At 68.7% G+C, this 14,944-nt stretch carries 12 protein-coding genes; 4 read left to right on the top strand and 8 right to left on the bottom strand.

Going from position 1 to position 14,944, the window contains the following annotated elements:
- Positions 1-5 precede the first annotated feature (5 nt).
- The 7 genes from ACZ1DY_RS10885 to ACZ1DY_RS10855 form a co-directional block, all read right to left on the bottom strand.
- Positions 6-1,358, bottom strand: coding sequence for a cytochrome P450 (locus ACZ1DY_RS10885; RefSeq protein WP_465484244.1), 1,353 nt, complete (start codon positions 1,356-1,358; stop codon positions 6-8).
- Positions 1,355-2,350, bottom strand: coding sequence for an enediyne biosynthesis protein (locus ACZ1DY_RS10880; RefSeq protein WP_465484243.1), 996 nt, complete (start codon positions 2,348-2,350; stop codon positions 1,355-1,357). Before ACZ1DY_RS10880 ends, ACZ1DY_RS10885 begins: the two co-directional genes overlap by 4 nt.
- Positions 2,347-4,311 carry a CRTAC1 family protein gene (locus ACZ1DY_RS10875; RefSeq protein WP_465484242.1) on the bottom strand — a complete coding sequence of 655 codons (1,965 nt, stop codon included), beginning with the start codon at positions 4,309-4,311 and terminating at the stop codon, positions 2,347-2,349. Before ACZ1DY_RS10875 ends, ACZ1DY_RS10880 begins: the two co-directional genes overlap by 4 nt.
- On the bottom strand, positions 4,308-5,261 hold the full coding sequence (locus ACZ1DY_RS10870) for a DUF1702 family protein (protein ID WP_465485638.1): 954 nt from the start codon (positions 5,259-5,261) through the stop codon (positions 4,308-4,310). The genes ACZ1DY_RS10875 and ACZ1DY_RS10870 overlap by 4 nt, the downstream gene beginning before the upstream one ends.
- Before the next feature lie 160 nt (positions 5,262-5,421).
- Positions 5,422-6,324: a helix-turn-helix transcriptional regulator gene (locus ACZ1DY_RS10865; protein WP_371878869.1), complete on the bottom strand. Its 903-nt coding sequence runs from the start codon at positions 6,322-6,324 to the stop codon at positions 5,422-5,424.
- Between the two features lie 185 nt (positions 6,325-6,509).
- A complete protein-coding gene (locus ACZ1DY_RS10860; protein WP_465485637.1) occupies positions 6,510-7,970 on the bottom strand; it encodes a SagB family peptide dehydrogenase in 1,461 nt (486 codons plus the stop codon).
- Between the two features lie 42 nt (positions 7,971-8,012).
- Entirely contained in the window at positions 8,013-10,286 is a 2,274-nt protein-coding gene (locus ACZ1DY_RS10855) for a TOMM precursor leader peptide-binding protein (RefSeq protein ID WP_257488507.1), read from the bottom strand.
- A gap of 221 nt (positions 10,287-10,507) precedes the next feature.
- Between ACZ1DY_RS10855 and ACZ1DY_RS10850 the strand changes: the two genes are divergently transcribed.
- From ACZ1DY_RS10850 to ACZ1DY_RS10835, 4 genes are all read left to right on the top strand, one after another.
- Positions 10,508-11,347 (top strand): AfsR/SARP family transcriptional regulator, encoded by an 840-nt coding sequence (locus ACZ1DY_RS10850; protein ID WP_257488508.1) that lies wholly within the window; start codon positions 10,508-10,510, stop codon positions 11,345-11,347.
- Positions 11,348-11,388: 41 nt separating this feature from the next.
- The gene (locus tag ACZ1DY_RS10845; RefSeq protein WP_034313734.1) at positions 11,389-12,075 is read left to right on the top strand and encodes a winged helix-turn-helix transcriptional regulator; all 687 of its coding nucleotides are present in this window, start codon (positions 11,389-11,391) and stop codon (positions 12,073-12,075) included.
- A 115-nt stretch (positions 12,076-12,190) separates the two neighbouring features.
- Positions 12,191-12,766, top strand: coding sequence for a hypothetical protein (locus ACZ1DY_RS10840; RefSeq protein WP_126729937.1), 576 nt, complete (start codon positions 12,191-12,193; stop codon positions 12,764-12,766).
- Complete coding sequence (locus ACZ1DY_RS10835) at positions 12,763-14,097, top strand: copper resistance CopC/CopD family protein (protein WP_465484241.1); 1,335 nt, start codon at positions 12,763-12,765, stop codon at positions 14,095-14,097. Before ACZ1DY_RS10840 ends, ACZ1DY_RS10835 begins: the two co-directional genes overlap by 4 nt.
- Here the strand turns inward: ACZ1DY_RS10835 and ACZ1DY_RS10830 are convergent, their stop codons facing one another.
- Positions 14,098-14,793 carry a maleylpyruvate isomerase family mycothiol-dependent enzyme gene (locus ACZ1DY_RS10830; RefSeq protein WP_465484240.1) on the bottom strand — a complete coding sequence of 232 codons (696 nt, stop codon included), beginning with the start codon at positions 14,791-14,793 and terminating at the stop codon, positions 14,098-14,100.
- Positions 14,794-14,944 lie beyond the last annotated feature (151 nt).

Below are 14,944 nucleotides of genomic sequence, written 5' to 3'. Positions count from 1 at the left end.
GGAACCTACCTCCTGTTCCTGGTGTGCACGGTCATCGGCAGCCCGCCCCGCACCCGCAGCGACAGCATCGCCTCGGGGACCACGTCGTAGCCGGGGAGCTTCCTGAGTTCGAGGTCGCGCAGGACCATCGTCAGCACGAAGACGGCCTCCATCACGCCGAGGCTGTTGCCGATGCAGAATCGCGGCCCGGCGCCGAACGGGATGTAGGCGTACCGGGGCCGTCCGCTCGGCCGGTCCGGATCGAACCGGTCCGGGTCGAACCTCTCGGGCTCCGGCCAGAACTCCGGGTGCCGGTGCAGCGTGTAGGGCACGACGACGACGTCGGATCCGGCGGGGACGTGATAGCCGCCGATCTCGTCGTCGGCCTGCGCCACCCGCGGCAGCAGCCATACCGGCGGATACAGCCGCATGACCTCTTCCACGACCCTCGCCGTGTACGGCAACCGGTGCAGGTCGTCGTGGGTCGGCAGCTGGTCGCCCAGTACCGCGTCGGCCTCGGCACGCAGTTTCGCCAAGACGTCGGGGTGTTCGTCGAGCAAGTGGAACGCCCAGCCGAGCGTGCTCGCCGTCGTCTCGTGCCCGGCCAGCAGCAGCGTGATCAGCTCGTCCCGCATCTGCTCGCGGGTCCCGTCGGTCGCGATGAGGCGCGAGAGCACGTCCTCGCCGTTCTCGACGGGGTTGGCCAGCCGCTGCTCGACGAGTTCGTCGGCGATCCGGCGGAGGTCCGCCCGCGATTCCCGGAACCGCAGTTGCTTCTTCAGCGGGGCCCACTGCGGGACCATGCTCAGCGTCACGGCTTCGAACATCGCCTGGTCCTGCACGGCTTCGAACGAATGCCCCAGCGACGTGAAGCCGCCGAGGTCCGCGTCGAGCAGCGTCTTGCCGAGCACACCGAGGGTCAGCCCGGTCATCTCGTGCAGGATCTCCACCGGTCCTTCGGTGTCCCGCAAGCGTTTCACGAGGCCTTCGACCTCGTTCGCGACGACCGAGGCCTGCCGCGCGATCCGCTTGGGCTGGAACACCGGCTGGATGGTCCGGCGCTGCTTCTTCCAGACGTCGCCGTCACTGGTGAGCAGCCCGTCGCCGAGCGCCCGCCTTGCCTCCTGGAGGCCGATTCCCTTGTGGTAGTTGGCCGCGTTGTCCGCGAGCACGTGTTTCGCCAGATCGGGGTGGTTCACCAGGTACATCGTCTTGGGACCGATCGCGATCCGGACGACGTCCCCGTGCACCTGGGCCGAATCCGACATGAGCGCCAGCCGGTCGGTGAAGAGCTTCTTCAGCAGACCGAAGGTCGCCCGGCGCGGCGGGCCGGGCGGCGCGAGACGCGCCGCCCGGCTGGTTTCCGCACCGGAGGTCATGCCGCCACGGCCCCGGTTTCCGTCTCCGGCTTCTCGGCCGGCTTGGGCAGTGAGGTGACCTCGGCCGACTTCGCCTGCTCGGCCTCCCACTTCTCGGTGGCCTTCTTGGAGAAGTGCAGGCCCCACAGGAACGCGCCGCGGATGAGGCAGACGAGCGCGGTGGCGAGGAACAGGCCATACGCCACGTGCACGACCATGAAGAACCCGTACGCCAGCGCCACACCCGAACCGAACAGGACCTGCGACGCGGGCTTCGACGGTGTCGTGCCCGGGTCGGTGACCATGTAGTTCGTGTAGAGCACGAACGCCACCCCGGTCATCATCCCGAGCGCGCCGGGGATCGCGGTGTCGAACATCCACCCACGGATGATCGCCTGGAGGGCGAAGGTGATCAGCCACGCGCCGATCAGCCACATCCGCTGCGTCAGCATCGCGTTGAGCACGGTGCCCGAGACGATGATGATGCCGACGATCAGCCAGCCGACCCAGGAGTCGACCTGCTCGGTGAAGTGATACGGCGGCGCGATGCTCGCCCAGGGGAACACCAGAAGGATGATCGTGATGCCGAAGTTCGACGGGTTCATGTAGTGCCGCAGCCGGCCCCGCACCGGGGCCTGCAGGACCCACTTGGCGCCGACGGCGACCACCACGCCGAACATCATGACCAGCACCTGGTCGTTGACGTAGGTGAGCATGTTCAGCGCGAGACCGGTGATGTGCGCCGGGAACAGGAACTCCACGAGTCCCTTGAAACCGTTGCCGCGGAAGCGGACGCCCCGGCCCTGTGCCCGGGCGCCGATGATCTCCAGCAGGATCTCCGTGGCGTACGCCGTGGCCAGCGCGATGAACGGATAGGTGTAGGGCTGCTCGAAACCGAGCACGGTGTAGCCGATGATGTTGAAGATCGTGATCGAGATCGCGAACCGGCGAAGCGCCGTGATCGTCTTGTTGCTCTTCGGTGCCGTGAGTGTCTGCTCAGCCATGACGGTCATTTCTCCTTAGCCTGAGCGCCGAGCTGGAAGGTGTGGCTGCCCGGGGTCAGCTGGACTTCCTGCGTGCGGATCTGCCCGGTCAGGTCGCGCCACTGCAGGCAGACCTTCACCGGCCCGGTGACCTTGCCGAGTCCGATCTGGATCTCGTGGCTGCGCTTGCCGGAGTGGCCGCTGCCGCCGTCGACCCGGTCCATGTACTTCTTGCCGTCGGGGGTGATGACGGTGACCTGCGCGCCGATCGCCGCGGTGCCCGCCGCCTGGAGCGGACCATCCGCCGAAGCCTTGTCGTGCACCAGCTTCAGGTTCAGGTACGACCCGGAGTCGGGGCTGACGTTGCGGTAGAAGATCGGCTGCTCCCACTGGCGGGCCACGGCGAAGTCGAGCTTGCCGTCGCCCTCGGCGTCACCGGTGGCGATACCGCGGGTGGGCACCGGGACCGCGAGCCCGAGGCGCGGGGCGAGGTCGGTGTAGCGGCCGTCGGCGCTCTTGGCCCAGAAGTGCAGGGTGTGGTCGCCGCCGACGTCGTCACCGGCCACCATGTTCGGCCAGAAGGACGGGTGCTTCAGCAGTTCGTCGTTCGAGGTCGCCAGTTCCTGCAGCTGCGGCCAGCGGTTGACGTCGCCCTTGACGAACCCGGTCGCCTGCGTGATCACCGATTCGCCGCTGTTGTTGTAGTCGGCGATCTTGACGTCCCAGCCCCAGCCGGACCACGCGGTGCCCGCCTGCGCGCTGCGGTCGACCCACGGCGCCTCGCCGCCCTGCAGACGGCCGCGCAGATCCGCGGTGTCCTTGGCGATGTTCATGAACTGGAAGTGGCTTTCCTCGATGCCCCAGGACGTCGTGATGTTGCTGACGTACAGGTCGTAGAGACCGTCGTGGTCGAGGTCGGCGAAGTCGACGCCCATGCCCTTGAAGGAGTCGTTGCCGAGCACCTTGGACTTCGGCTCGTTGGGCCCGCGGACGCCCTTCACCTCGGCGAACTCGACGTGCCCGGGGCGGGACTTGTTGTACAGCAGGCGGTCGTGGCCGAAGTCGTTGCCGATGTAGAGCTCCGGCAGGTTGTCCCCGTCGACGTCGGTCGCGCTGGCCGCCAGCGACCAGCCGCCCTGGGCGTCGGCCGGGATGGCCTTGTCGTCGAGGGCGAACGACGCGGTCGGCTTCGCGCCCTGGGTGGCGCCGGTGAACCGCAGGATGTACTTGCCACCCGCGTTGTCCGCGTGCGACATCGACTTGTTCATCTCGACCCCGCCCTGGACACGGTCGTCCAGCACCGCGCTGTCGGGGAAATAGTTGCCGATGAAGATGTCCTGGTGGCCGTCGCCGTCGAAGTCACCGACCGAAGCGGCGTTGGTGTTCCACAGTGGACCGGAGTACTCGCCGTTCTTGGAGTTGTTGCCCGGCACCAGTTCCACCGGCTCGTAGGCCTTCGGCTCCAGCTTCGTGGCGTCCGGCTTCGAGAGGAACAGGATCGGGGTGCGGCCCCAGTAGTAGGCCAGCAGGTCGACCCGGCCGTCCTCGTTGTAGTCCGCGGGCACACAGCCCATGGGCGCGATGTACTTGCCCATCGGCAGCGGCGCCGCGTCGAGCGCGAACGGCGCGTAGCGGTCGCCGCCCTTGCCCGGCGTCGGCGTGATGACGACCTGGTCGCTGCGCGGGTCGACGAAGCACAGGTCGTTCGCGAGCTTGTCGCCGTCGAGGTCGTTGACCGCGATCGCGGCGCCGACCGACGAGATCCAGGCCCGGATGTGCTCGTAGTCCTTGTTCACCGTCCGGATCGACTGGCTCTTCGCCGCTTCCGGCAAGGCGATCGTGAGTGGTTCGAACGCGTACTTCGAGGCCATCGTGTCGGCCTCGGCGGTCGAGACCGTAGGCAGCTGGGCCACCACGAACAGACCCGCCATCAGCACCAAGGCCACGATGCCCGCAAGCTGCTTGCGGAGCCAGCCCAAGGTCGCGGTCATTTCCCTGCACCTCCAGAAAGAATCGCTTCGGCGATGCGCTGTCGCCAGGTTTCGAAAGCCGGGAGTTCGCCGTCGACCACGGTCGCGGGGCGCACCTCCTGGGTGATGGCCGCGGCCCGCTCGGCCGGCAGCCCGCAGATCGCCTGCGTGGCGACCTCGGTCTCGGGGATCAGCAGCCCGGCGCGGACGCGGGCTTCGGCGGCGAAAGCGCTGCCCTGGGCGAGATTCCCGCGGTGCTCACCGGCGAACTCGGCCAGTTTCAGCAGTTCGTCGGAGGTGACCCCGCAGGCGTAGGTCGAGGCGAGCCCGACTCCGGCGTAGAGGTCTCCGTGGCGCCGCTCCGGGAAGCGCGCGATCGCGTCGGCGACCAGATCGACGTCGGTACCGCAGATGAACCACAGCGCCCGCCCGATCCCCTGGTCGATCGCGCGCAGCGCGTACCCGTCGTTGCCGGGCGGCCAGGAGAAGCCGGGGTCCTGGTACTGCCCGTCGATGTACTTCGCCGTCTTGAAGTACGCTTGGTGGAAGCCGTAGCCGTCGAGCACCAGCCAGCGCAGCAACGGGTCGAAGTCGTCGGCGGAGGGCCAGCGGAAGCGCGGCAGCCGCGCCATCGCCCAGCCGACGCCGACGTAGATGATGTAGTCGTGCTTCTCACCGGGCCCGTCGAGGAATCCCTCGATGTGGCGGCGGCCGCCGCCGGGCAGCCCGTCCAGCATTCCGTAACCCATTCCCGCGCCTTCGTAGGCGAAGCCGCGGTATTTCACCGGAATACGCTCGAGCCATTCTTCCGCCTGCCCGACGGACCGCGCTTCGACCGCGTGCGCGTAGCCGAGCAGGAATTTCTCACCGACGGTCTCCAGCAATTCTTGAGCGGCCGGGCTCTTCTTGTGGAAACCGCGCTTGTCCAGTGACGTCTCGGAGACGTCCGGCGTGATCATGCGGCGTCTGATCGTGCGCCAACCATTGCCCAACGCACTCTCCCCCTATCGGGTGGATTCGAATTCCGGATCGGTTAAAGCGTCACATGCGTGGCGATAGCCCAGCTACTCCACGGTTGCGTCCGCGTTCTCCCGGTTTGCGAGACCGGGAGAACGCGGGAACGACTTTCGGTCAGGCCACCGCGCGCAGGTAGCCGGGCGCCGGCGCGACCATCCGGTTCCCGGCAGGCGCCGGGCCGTCGGCGAGGGTGATCGCCATCGGCGCGTCGGTCGGCGACGGTGCCCGCATCGGCATCCGGAGGTGCACCATGCCGTACCGGGTGATGTCGACGCGGCCGGGCAGGGTGCCGACGGAGAACGACGACGCCGCGGTCCCGGCGGCGTGCTCGGCCACCCCGATGACGGTCCACCGGCCCTCGGGGACGTTCTGGATCTCGATGTCCGCGGACAGGACGTTCGCCCTGCCACCGAAGGCGACCGGGCCGCACTGCGGGATCGACTCGGCGAACAGTCCGATGAGGACGGTCGCCGGGCCTGCCCCGCGCGGGGTCTCGACCCGCACGCTGATCGTGCCGGTACCGGTTCGCATCGTGGGGCTGCCCATTCCGGCGCTGTGCAACGCTTCCAGGGTCGGCAGCCGCTGGAAGTGCGGCGCCATCGCCACCAGCAGCTCGCCGACCTCGGGATCGCGGTACTGGGTCGGGGTCATCCCGACCGCACGGGTGAAGCGGCTCGTGAACGTGCCGACACTGCTGTAGCCGACGCTGCACACGATGTCCGACACCGTCAGCGATGTCGTCAGCAGCAGTCGTTTCGCTTCGAAGAGCCGGATCGCGGTGAGGTAGCGGCCGGGGGTGACCCCGGTCGCCTTCGCGAAGATCCGCGAGAAATGGAACGGGCTGACGAAGACTTCCTGTGCCAGGTCGCTCAAGGTGATCGGGTCGAAATACCTCGCGTGCATCGCGGAGATGGCCTGCAGCACCGCGGGTTGCAAGGGAGACGCCGGCTCAGGGTGCCGACCGGGTTCGGTGACGCCTTTCTCGTTCGCCGCCATGGCGACTGTTCGTAGCTGCATCAGACCAACCTCGGATTCGCTGTCGCTTTTCTCTGTACGCCAGCTAACGCGTCGGTGATTTCAGCGGGCTCGACGAGCGATCGAGATGGGTCCTGCGGTCTTGTCCGAACTTGCGCGATCGGCGGACGGTCGTGAGTGGCGTTTCGGGTTCTAACCCGAAACGCCACTCACGACCACCTCGCCGTTCACTCCCCCACGGCGTCCACCGGAAGATCGAGCACGCATTCACCGACGCCCACCTCGGCGGGCCAGTCGAGTTTGAGCGCTCGGTCGACGCGGTCGCCGGCGTCCACCGGGACGGCGTGCGCGGCCAGCCCCATGGCGCGGGCGACAAGGTAGAGCGTCTGCTGCAACGCGCCGACATGCGCCAGCGTCGTGGCGTACGCGCCACCGCCGAGCACGGACGCCATCCGCGGCATCCGCGCGGTGACGGTGATCAGCGCCGAGGGCCGCCGGTGGTTGCCACCGCCGATCATCGCGATGTCGAGCATCTCGTCGAGATCGGCCACGTCGTCGTTGACCAGGCTGAGCCGGTGGTCGAGCGGATCGTAGTGGTAGATTCCGCGGTCCAGCCCCGAACAGCGGTTCACCGACACGTACAGCTCGAGTTCGTACAGGCAGGCGACGCTGAAATACGGGCGCTGCGAGGCGCTGTGCGCGGGCCCGTTCGGAAGATGCGCGGGCCCGATCGACCGGATTCTCGCGCCACGGAACAGGAATTCGCCGATCTGCTCGGCCGACAACACGCTTTCGGTGAACTCCGGGCAGCTGTGGTCGTTCTCCAGCAACGCCGTCAGCGTCGGATCGGTTTCCGCGCGCTCGGCCAGATCCGGCCGGAACAACGAGTAGCTCGGGCCTTCACCGGTGGGAGCCTTGACCACCGGCGGATTCCCGAGCCCGGCGAGATCGGCCGGGCCGCCGGGCCGCCAGGTGCGGCTCGTGGTGTGGAACGACAACTCGTCCGGAGACCACACGCCCAGTTCGGGATCGTCGTCCTCGGCGAACCTGCCGTTCTCCCCGGCGGCCTGGACGACCCCCGCGGCGACCAGATAGGACACGATCGCGCCCACCACGCCGCGATCGATCCCGGTCGTGGTCACGATCTCCCCCACCGACTTCGCCGTCGCGAGGGTCGCCGCGACGTGCACCGCCCACGGCTGGGACAGCACCACGCGATAACGCGCGGAGGGCGACTCCAACCCCATTCCGTCGGCGTCGGAACGCAGGGAACTGAAGCGGGACAACCGGATCGGGCGCGTGGCGGGGATCGCCACCGGTGCGAACACCGGCGCGAGCACGACCGGGATCACCGACAGCAGCGGTCCGCGGCCGTCGGCGAGACCCAGCGAGCGCACCACGGAGCCGCCGAGTTCCTTGAGCACCTGCCGCAGCGCGTCGGCGCCCTCGGCCGTCCAGCTCAGTTCGCCTTCGAGATCGGGTTCCCGTTCGACGGGCTCCCATGACGACGTCACGTTCGCCAGCGACACCGGCCCCAAGGCCATCCGCCGCAACGATTCCACCACCAGCGGTTCCGCGTGCGGGAATTCGTGCTCACCCCAGCGCGTGACGACCACCAGTGAGCCGTCCTCACTGATTTCGACGAGGCTGTCGTCGGTGAGCGACCACAGGGGGATCGTTTCGGCCACACCGCCGAGGGGATCTGTCGTCAACTGTTGCTCCAGCTTGATCTACAAGAACATGGGGAAGGGATTCAACCGCTCGTAGGGAGTCGGTTCGGCGAGCCTGCCCAGGCGTACCGGTACGTCGAACAGCCGTCCGGGGGCGAAGCGGCTCCAGAACGGACGCAGCCCCGGAACGACCACCCGGACCACCGGGAGATCGATGTCGGGCCTCGTCTGGTCCAGCACCAGCGTCTCCATTCCCAGCACGGAAAGCCTCCGTACCAAGCACTCCACGTCGTCACGGACGTCGGGACGACGGACGAACTTGAAGTCCGCGGCCCGTTTCGCCGATCGGCCGGGCGCCGGCAGCAGATACGGCTGGTTCGCGACCGTCGCGTACCGGAGCCATCGTGCCGCGTCGGGGTCGTCGAGTTCGACGTCGTTCGCGAGCACCGCCGGGATCAACTGGTTGAGCTCGCTGACCGCCCGCCGCAGCGCCGTCCTGGGATCCAGGTGGGCGCCGAAACCCATCATGACGTTTTCGCGGGGCCCGACGATACTCCTGGAAAGCGCGACCATCACCGGGACACCGAGGTCCGCCGTCAGGTCGAGGATCCACAGTTCCCGGCCGGCGCGCGCGTACTGGCCGACCATCTCCTCGGCCCACGGGTCGTCGAACGAAGCGATGTCCACGCCGGGAACGGGAAGCCGGTTGTACCACCACAGCGCGACGGCGTCGCGTTCGACGAGTTCGAGCAGTCCCTGCAGGATCGCGTCCTCGATACTGCTTCCGGCCGCGCAACCGTTGGAGTCCGCGCGCATCCCGGTGAGCCCGCATTCCCACGGCACCCCGTAATAGAGGTACGCGGCCGGCATCAGCTTGCGGCGCTGCCGCGTGAGCGACCACAGCGGCGTCCAGTCGATGGCGGCCTCGGTGTCGAACCGTTCCGGGACGTACTGGAAGTCGGCGTGCAGGGCGTTCCACTCGGCGCGGCCCTCGTATTGACGCTCGTCGAAGAGCATGCACGAGTTCGGGTGGACGGCGTCCTCGCCGAGCGCGCGGAAGGTGTCGCGGATCCGCAGTTCGTCGCCCTGGTAGTTCGCCGAGTACCGCTCGATCGCCTCGCACAGCGCGCCGACCTCGGCGTCGATCGGGCTCGCGCCCTTGCCGCCGTTCTCCCCGCGCAGCCCGGCCTGCAACCCGGCCTCGCCGCGCACGCGGCGCGCGACGTTCTTGCCGGAGTGGTACGCGTTCACGAACGCCGGCGCCCGGGGGTCGCGGGAGATCTCCTTGACGATCCCGGTGACCGGGCTGACCAGGTGGCCGTAGCGGTCGAGCACCTCGACCGGGGTGAGGGTCCGATGCCCGCCACCGCCCGATGTCGCCTTCTTGGCCTCCCGCAGCACCACCGGCTCGGCCGTCCGCGCGGCGACGATCCCCTCGTCACCGCATTCGGGGCATTGGGGGCGGCGCCGCAGTTCGTGCAGGCGCCCCTGGAGGTCGAGCGTGTCCAGGATCCACACGGCCTGCTGCCCCGGATAGCGGTGTCCCGCCAGCCATTTGGACGCTTCGAGGGAGATGAGGTGCGACGCGGCCGCGGTCAGCGGCGGCACGGCGGGCATCGGGAACGACGCGGGGCCGTCGTGCCCGAGGACCTCCTGCACGCAGGCCTCGGCGTGCCGGTGCCCCCACAGCCGGTTCGTCAGGCAGTGCCAGCAGCCGGACCGGCCGGGCTGCATGATCGGGCCGATCCACACCTGCGCACCCGACGGCCGGGCCAGCAGCCAGGGCCGCCCGGTACGCCGGTGCTCGGCGTCGATCTCCGCCAGCCGCGGGTCGAGATAGTCGTCGCACAGCACGATGGCCAGTTCGGACGCCGTGCCGACCACTTCGATCCCGCTCGCGGCCAGCCCGCTCGCCACCTGCGACGTGTCGATGCCCCGGCCGACCGCGGTCAGGCTCGCCGTCGCCGGCTTCTGACGGCTGGCCACCGCGGAGGCGTCGAGACCGCACGCGTCCCAGTACGCGAGCGCGCGTTCGTCCCCGCTGATCTCGTCCGGGACGTGGACGGTGACCAGACCCGCCTCGACCAGCCTGGCCAGCACGCCGGTGACCTGTTCGGCGCTCATTCCGTCCGGGCGGGCGGCCAGGAGCCCGTCCAGGTCGCGGGTGCCGTCGAGCAGGGCAGCCACCGACGCGACCTGCGCGCCGCGCATCGCGATGACCCCTTGTTCGGAGAACAGGTAGGCGCCGCTCCCCTCGCGGATCTCCGCGCGTAGATGCCGTTTGAACCCCAGCGCGCCGTTGATCGAGCCGGTCGTGGAAGACGCCTCGCGCATGAAGACCCCCAGTAGGTCGGTTCGATTCTCGAATCCTGCTCGGCGGGCTCCACCCCGGCCAGTGCGCGATTCACGCCTCGGACATGAAAAACCCACGTTCTTCCGGGACGCACGCACGCGACAGCTGGTGGACGGCTCACTGGCCCGCGCCGGGCCGCTCTGCCACTGTCGAAGTACTGGGAATCAGGTCTCGACGCGTATCGAGCTGGAGGGCGCTTGCGATGTACACCGGATCACGAGTAGCGGACACGCACCACGGCTCGGCACCCAACCCGATTCCGGTCGCGCCCGCAAGCCCCCTCCGTTTCACCCTCCTCGGCCCGCTCGAACTCGTGCGGGACGGGATCGACTACGCGCCGACGACACCGAAGCTGTTGCAGGTGCTCGCCATGCTGGTGATGAGCCCGGGGAAGATCGTCCCCATCGACACGATCGTGCGGGAACTGTGGGCCGACGACCCGCCGCGCAGCGTCCGCACCACCATGCACACCTACGTCTACCAGCTTCGCAAGTGCATCGAGGAGAACGAGCTCGCCCCGTACGGGGAGACCATGCTGGCGACGAAACCGCCGGGGTACGTGTTCGGGATCGCCCCCGAGCAGGTGGACGTCTTCGAGTTCCAGGAGCTGCAGCAGCGGGGCCGGGAGCTGCAACTGCGAGGCGAGCACGCCGAAGCGGCGAAGGCCTTCCGTTCCGCGCTCGCCCTGTGGTCGGGCCCGCCGCTCGCGAACGTCCACTGTGGACCAGTGCTGTCGGCGTACTCGGTCGATCTGGTCGAGCAGCGGCGCAGCACGCTGCACCTGCGGATCGAGGCGGACATCGCGGCCGGGATGCGGCACGAGCTGATCGGCGAACTGCGGTCCCTGGTCGCCGCGAACCCGCTGGACGAGGCCCTGCACGGGCAGCTGATCCGCGTGCTCGGCCGCAGCGGGCGGCGTTCCGACGCGCTCGCCACGTACCGTCAGGTGCGGACCCGGCTCAACCACGAACTCGGCGTCGAACCCTGTGACGAACTGCAGGTACTGCACCACGGCCTGCTGTCCGAGGGTGAACCCGCGTGAACACCACTCCCCGCAACGGAAACGAAAGTGAGGATCGACGGATGAGCATTCGTACCTATGGACAGTTCTGCGGTCTGGCCAGGGCGCTGGAGATCATCGGCGAACGCTGGTCGCTGCTGATCGTCCGTGACCTCGTCCTCGGCCCGAAGCGGTTCACCGAGCTGCAGGCAGGCCTGCCCAAGATCCCGCCGAGCACGCTGTCCGCGCGGCTCAACGAACTCGAGCAGTCCGGGGTGCTCCGCCGCCGCCTGCTCCCCCAGCTCGACGCCGCGGTGGTCTACGAACTCACCGAGTACGGCAGCGAACTCGACCAGATCGTGCTGGACCTCGGCCTCTGGGGCGCTCGGTCGCTCGGGCAGCCGTCCGCCGACGACGTCTTCACCCTGGACTCGGCGATCCTCTCGCTGTACACGACCTTCCGGAGCGAGAAGGCCAAGGGCGTCCAGGTCACCTACGAACTGCGCTACCCGGGCGAGATGATCCTGCACGCGATCGTCGAGGACGGCGCGCTCAAGGTCGCGGAGGGCGCGCACCCCGGCGCCGACGCGGTCATCGAACCGCTCGGCCCGTTCATCAAGGACCTCCTGACCGGGGACCTCACCGCCGCCGACGCGACGCGAACCGGCAAGATCCGCCTCGAAGGCGCCTTCGAATACCTCGAACTGTTCGCGGAACTGTTCCACATCCCCGCGGCTCCGAAAGTGACCGAAGGAATCGTCGTCCGTTGAGCCATCCGGCGTAATACCGCAGGTCGGATCAGCAATCCGGAGTAACGGAAACCTCCGGATCGCGGGCTATCGTCAGGATCCGTCACCGGTCGGTCTTTCGTCATAGGAGCCCTTCATGGCCACACTCGATTCGCGTCCGGGTCTACTCGCCGCGCTCAACGGGAAATACCACCGCGCGGCTCTTCTCTCCTTCGCGGTGGTGGTCGTGGCCCACTGGGCGGAACACCTGGTGCAGGCGTTCCAGATCTACGCCCTCGGCTGGAAGACCCCGGACGCGCGCGGCGTACTCGGGATCCCCTTCCCGAAACTGATCAGCTCCGAATGGCTGCACTACGGCTACGCCATCGTCATGCTGGTCTTCCTGTTCGCCCTGCGCAAAGGTTTCGCCGGCCGTTCGCGGCAGTGGTGGAACCTCGCGCTCGGGTTGCAGTTCTGGCACCACATCGAACACCTGCTCCTGCTGATCCAGGCGCAGACCGGCTGGCGGCTCGGCGGCGGCACGGCGCCGAGCAGCATCATCCAGCTGTTCATCCCGCGCGTGGAACTGCACCTGTTCTACAACACGATCGTCACCATCCCGATGATCATCGCGATGATCGTGCACCGGAAGGCTCCCGCCGCCGAGCGGGAGCTGACCGGGTGCACGTGCTCGCCCGAAAGCCGGCGTGAGCTGGCGACCGCGGCGTCGTGACCAGGAGGCTCTTCGCGCTACTGGCGTTGCTGGCGGCGTGTTTCGGGGTCGCGGTGCTCACCGCGGCCCCGGCCTCGGCCCACGTCGAACTCCTTTCCTCGAACCCCGCCGACGGCGCCCGGCTCACCTCGGCCCCCGCCCGGGTCTCGCTCACCCTGTCGGAGAACATCGGCATCCAGCCGAACTCGATCAAGGTGCTCGACCAGCAAGGCACTGACGTGGTGGCCGGTCCGGTCTTCCAGCCGGGCGAGGTCGCCGAAGAGGTCGCCGTCGAACTGGAGCCCGATCTTCCCGACGGCAGTTACCTCGTCGAGTACGCCTTCGTCTCGACGGATTCGCATCCGGTGCGCGGCACGATCGCCTTCGTGATCGGCACCGGTCCCCTGATCACGTCGGCGGGCGCGGTGTCCGCCTCCACCGGGACCGACCCGGTGACCGACGCGCTGTTCACCACCTTCCGCTGGGGCTCCTTCGGTGGTGTCGCGCTGCTGGGCGGGTTGGTGTTCCTGCTGGTCTGCCGCCCGGAAGGCCGCACCGATCCATCGGCGCGGAAGCTGATCACCGCGGGCATCTGGGTCTCCGGGGTCACGGCCGTGGCCGGATTCCTGCTGCAAGGTCCGTACGTCGCGGGCCGCGGGGCGGGCGCGATCTTCGATCCGGCACTGATCGAGGCGACCCTGCGGGTGGCGTACGGGAAGCTCCTGCTCCTGCGCCTGGCCGCGATCGTCGCGCTCGCTGTGATCGTGCGACGGCTGCTCGCGGGCGACCTGCCGGACCGGCTGCGCTCTCGCTACGAGAACCTCGGCATCGCCGCCGGGTTCATCGTGATGCTGAGCTTCTCCGCGACCGGGCACGCGGTGGCCGACAAGATCATGTTCCTCTCGGTCAGCGCCGATCTGGCGCATTTCGGCGCGATGGCCGTCTGGGTCGGCGGGCTGATCCAGCTGGCCGTGCTCCTGCGCGGCACGTATTCGGCATCCGAAGCCGAACCGGCGCTGGCGCGGTTCCACCCGATCGCCACCCGGTCGATCGTGATCATGGTGGTCAGCGGCGCCTACCTCGGCTTCCGGCTCGTGCCGTCGGTCGAGGCGCTCTGGACGTCGGCCTACGGCATCCTCTTCGTGGCGAAGCTGGCCGGATTCACCGCGCTGCTGCTGGTGGCGAACGTGAGCCGCAACGCCGTGCGGCGCGGGATCTCCGGGCGCGGCGGTGCCGGTGTGGTGACCGCCGACCTGCGGAAACTGCGGATCAGCGTCGGGGTCGAGGTGCTGATCGTCGCCGTGGTGCTCGCGCTGGCCGCGGCGCTGTCCTCGATGTCCCCGACCGGCTGATCACCGCTCGATCTCCTCCTCCGGCGGGGCGAACGGCCCCCAGGTGAAGGCCCGGAGCCACGGCTCGGGATCGCCAAGCCAGTCCATGGCGGCGATCTGGGCCGGGCTCCGGCGCCCGGCGAGCGACCGGTACAGGTCCACGGGCGCACCCGAAAGCACCGCCGCGACCGGCTCGGTACCCGCGACCCAGGTCGCGCCCTCGGTCTCGATCCGCATGCCGGGCAGTCCGTGCCTGCCGAGCGAGTCGCCGAGGCCGCGGACGAGCACTTCGAATCCCCGCAGCCAGGCGGCGTGCGCCCCGGGCGGCGGAACGCCGAGCGCGTACCGGAGATCGAGCTCGTGGGTGAAGGCGTCCATCACCATGATGTCGCCGCGGCCCTTCCCGTCGCCGTCGGCGGCGAGGAGGGTGTCGGCCTCGGGGCCGCGTTCGAGCCAGAGTTTCAGCACTTCGGCGGCCGACGCCGTCTCCGGTACCGGGCAGGCCTCGCCACCGAACCGGGTGATCACCCGATCGCAGATCTCGGCCAGATGCGCGACCAGCTCCCGGACGGTCCACTGTGGACAAGCAGGGACGGCCCGCTCGGCGGCACCGGCGTGATCGGCGAGCAAGATCGCGAAGTTCTCTCTGACCTGCCGATACCCTTCGGCCGCTGTCGCCGTATTCCAGCCAGGGACCCGAATTCGGCTGCTCGTCACGCGGCCACCTCCAGTAGGGGTAAGCGATGGTCGTCCATTCTCCCACCGGTTCGCCGGCTTCACGCTTCTTCCCGCTTGCGCGTACCGTTCAACGCAAAGACCACCCACCCGTGGCGCGTGTCGCCGCGGCTTCAGGCACACTGGTCGGTGA

This window comes from Amycolatopsis sp. PSD-21, from assembly GCF_055561455.1.
Note: the sequence above shows the minus strand (reverse complement) of the source record. Positions and strands in the feature narration are given on the sequence as shown.

Bases quoted from the DNA above. Each gene is read 5' to 3' on its own strand.
- ACZ1DY_RS10885 (WP_465484244.1), bottom strand. From the start codon at position 1,358: ATGACCTCCGGTGCGGAAACCAGCCGGGCGGCGCGTCTCGCGCCGCCC.
- ACZ1DY_RS10880 (WP_465484243.1), bottom strand. From the start codon at position 2,350: ATGACCGTCATGGCTGAGCAGACACTCACGGCACCGAAGAGCAACAAG.
- ACZ1DY_RS10875 (WP_465484242.1), bottom strand. From the start codon at position 4,311: ATGACCGCGACCTTGGGCTGGCTCCGCAAGCAGCTTGCGGGCATCGTG.
- ACZ1DY_RS10865 (WP_371878869.1), bottom strand. From the start codon at position 6,324: ATGCAGCTACGAACAGTCGCCATGGCGGCGAACGAGAAAGGCGTCACC.
- ACZ1DY_RS10855 (WP_257488507.1), bottom strand. From the start codon at position 10,286: ATGCGCGAGGCGTCTTCCACGACCGGCTCGATCAACGGCGCGCTGGGG.
- ACZ1DY_RS10850 (WP_257488508.1), top strand. From the start codon at position 10,508: ATGTACACCGGATCACGAGTAGCGGACACGCACCACGGCTCGGCACCC.
- ACZ1DY_RS10845 (WP_034313734.1), top strand. From the start codon at position 11,389: ATGAGCATTCGTACCTATGGACAGTTCTGCGGTCTGGCCAGGGCGCTG.
- ACZ1DY_RS10840 (WP_126729937.1), top strand. From the start codon at position 12,191: ATGGCCACACTCGATTCGCGTCCGGGTCTACTCGCCGCGCTCAACGGG.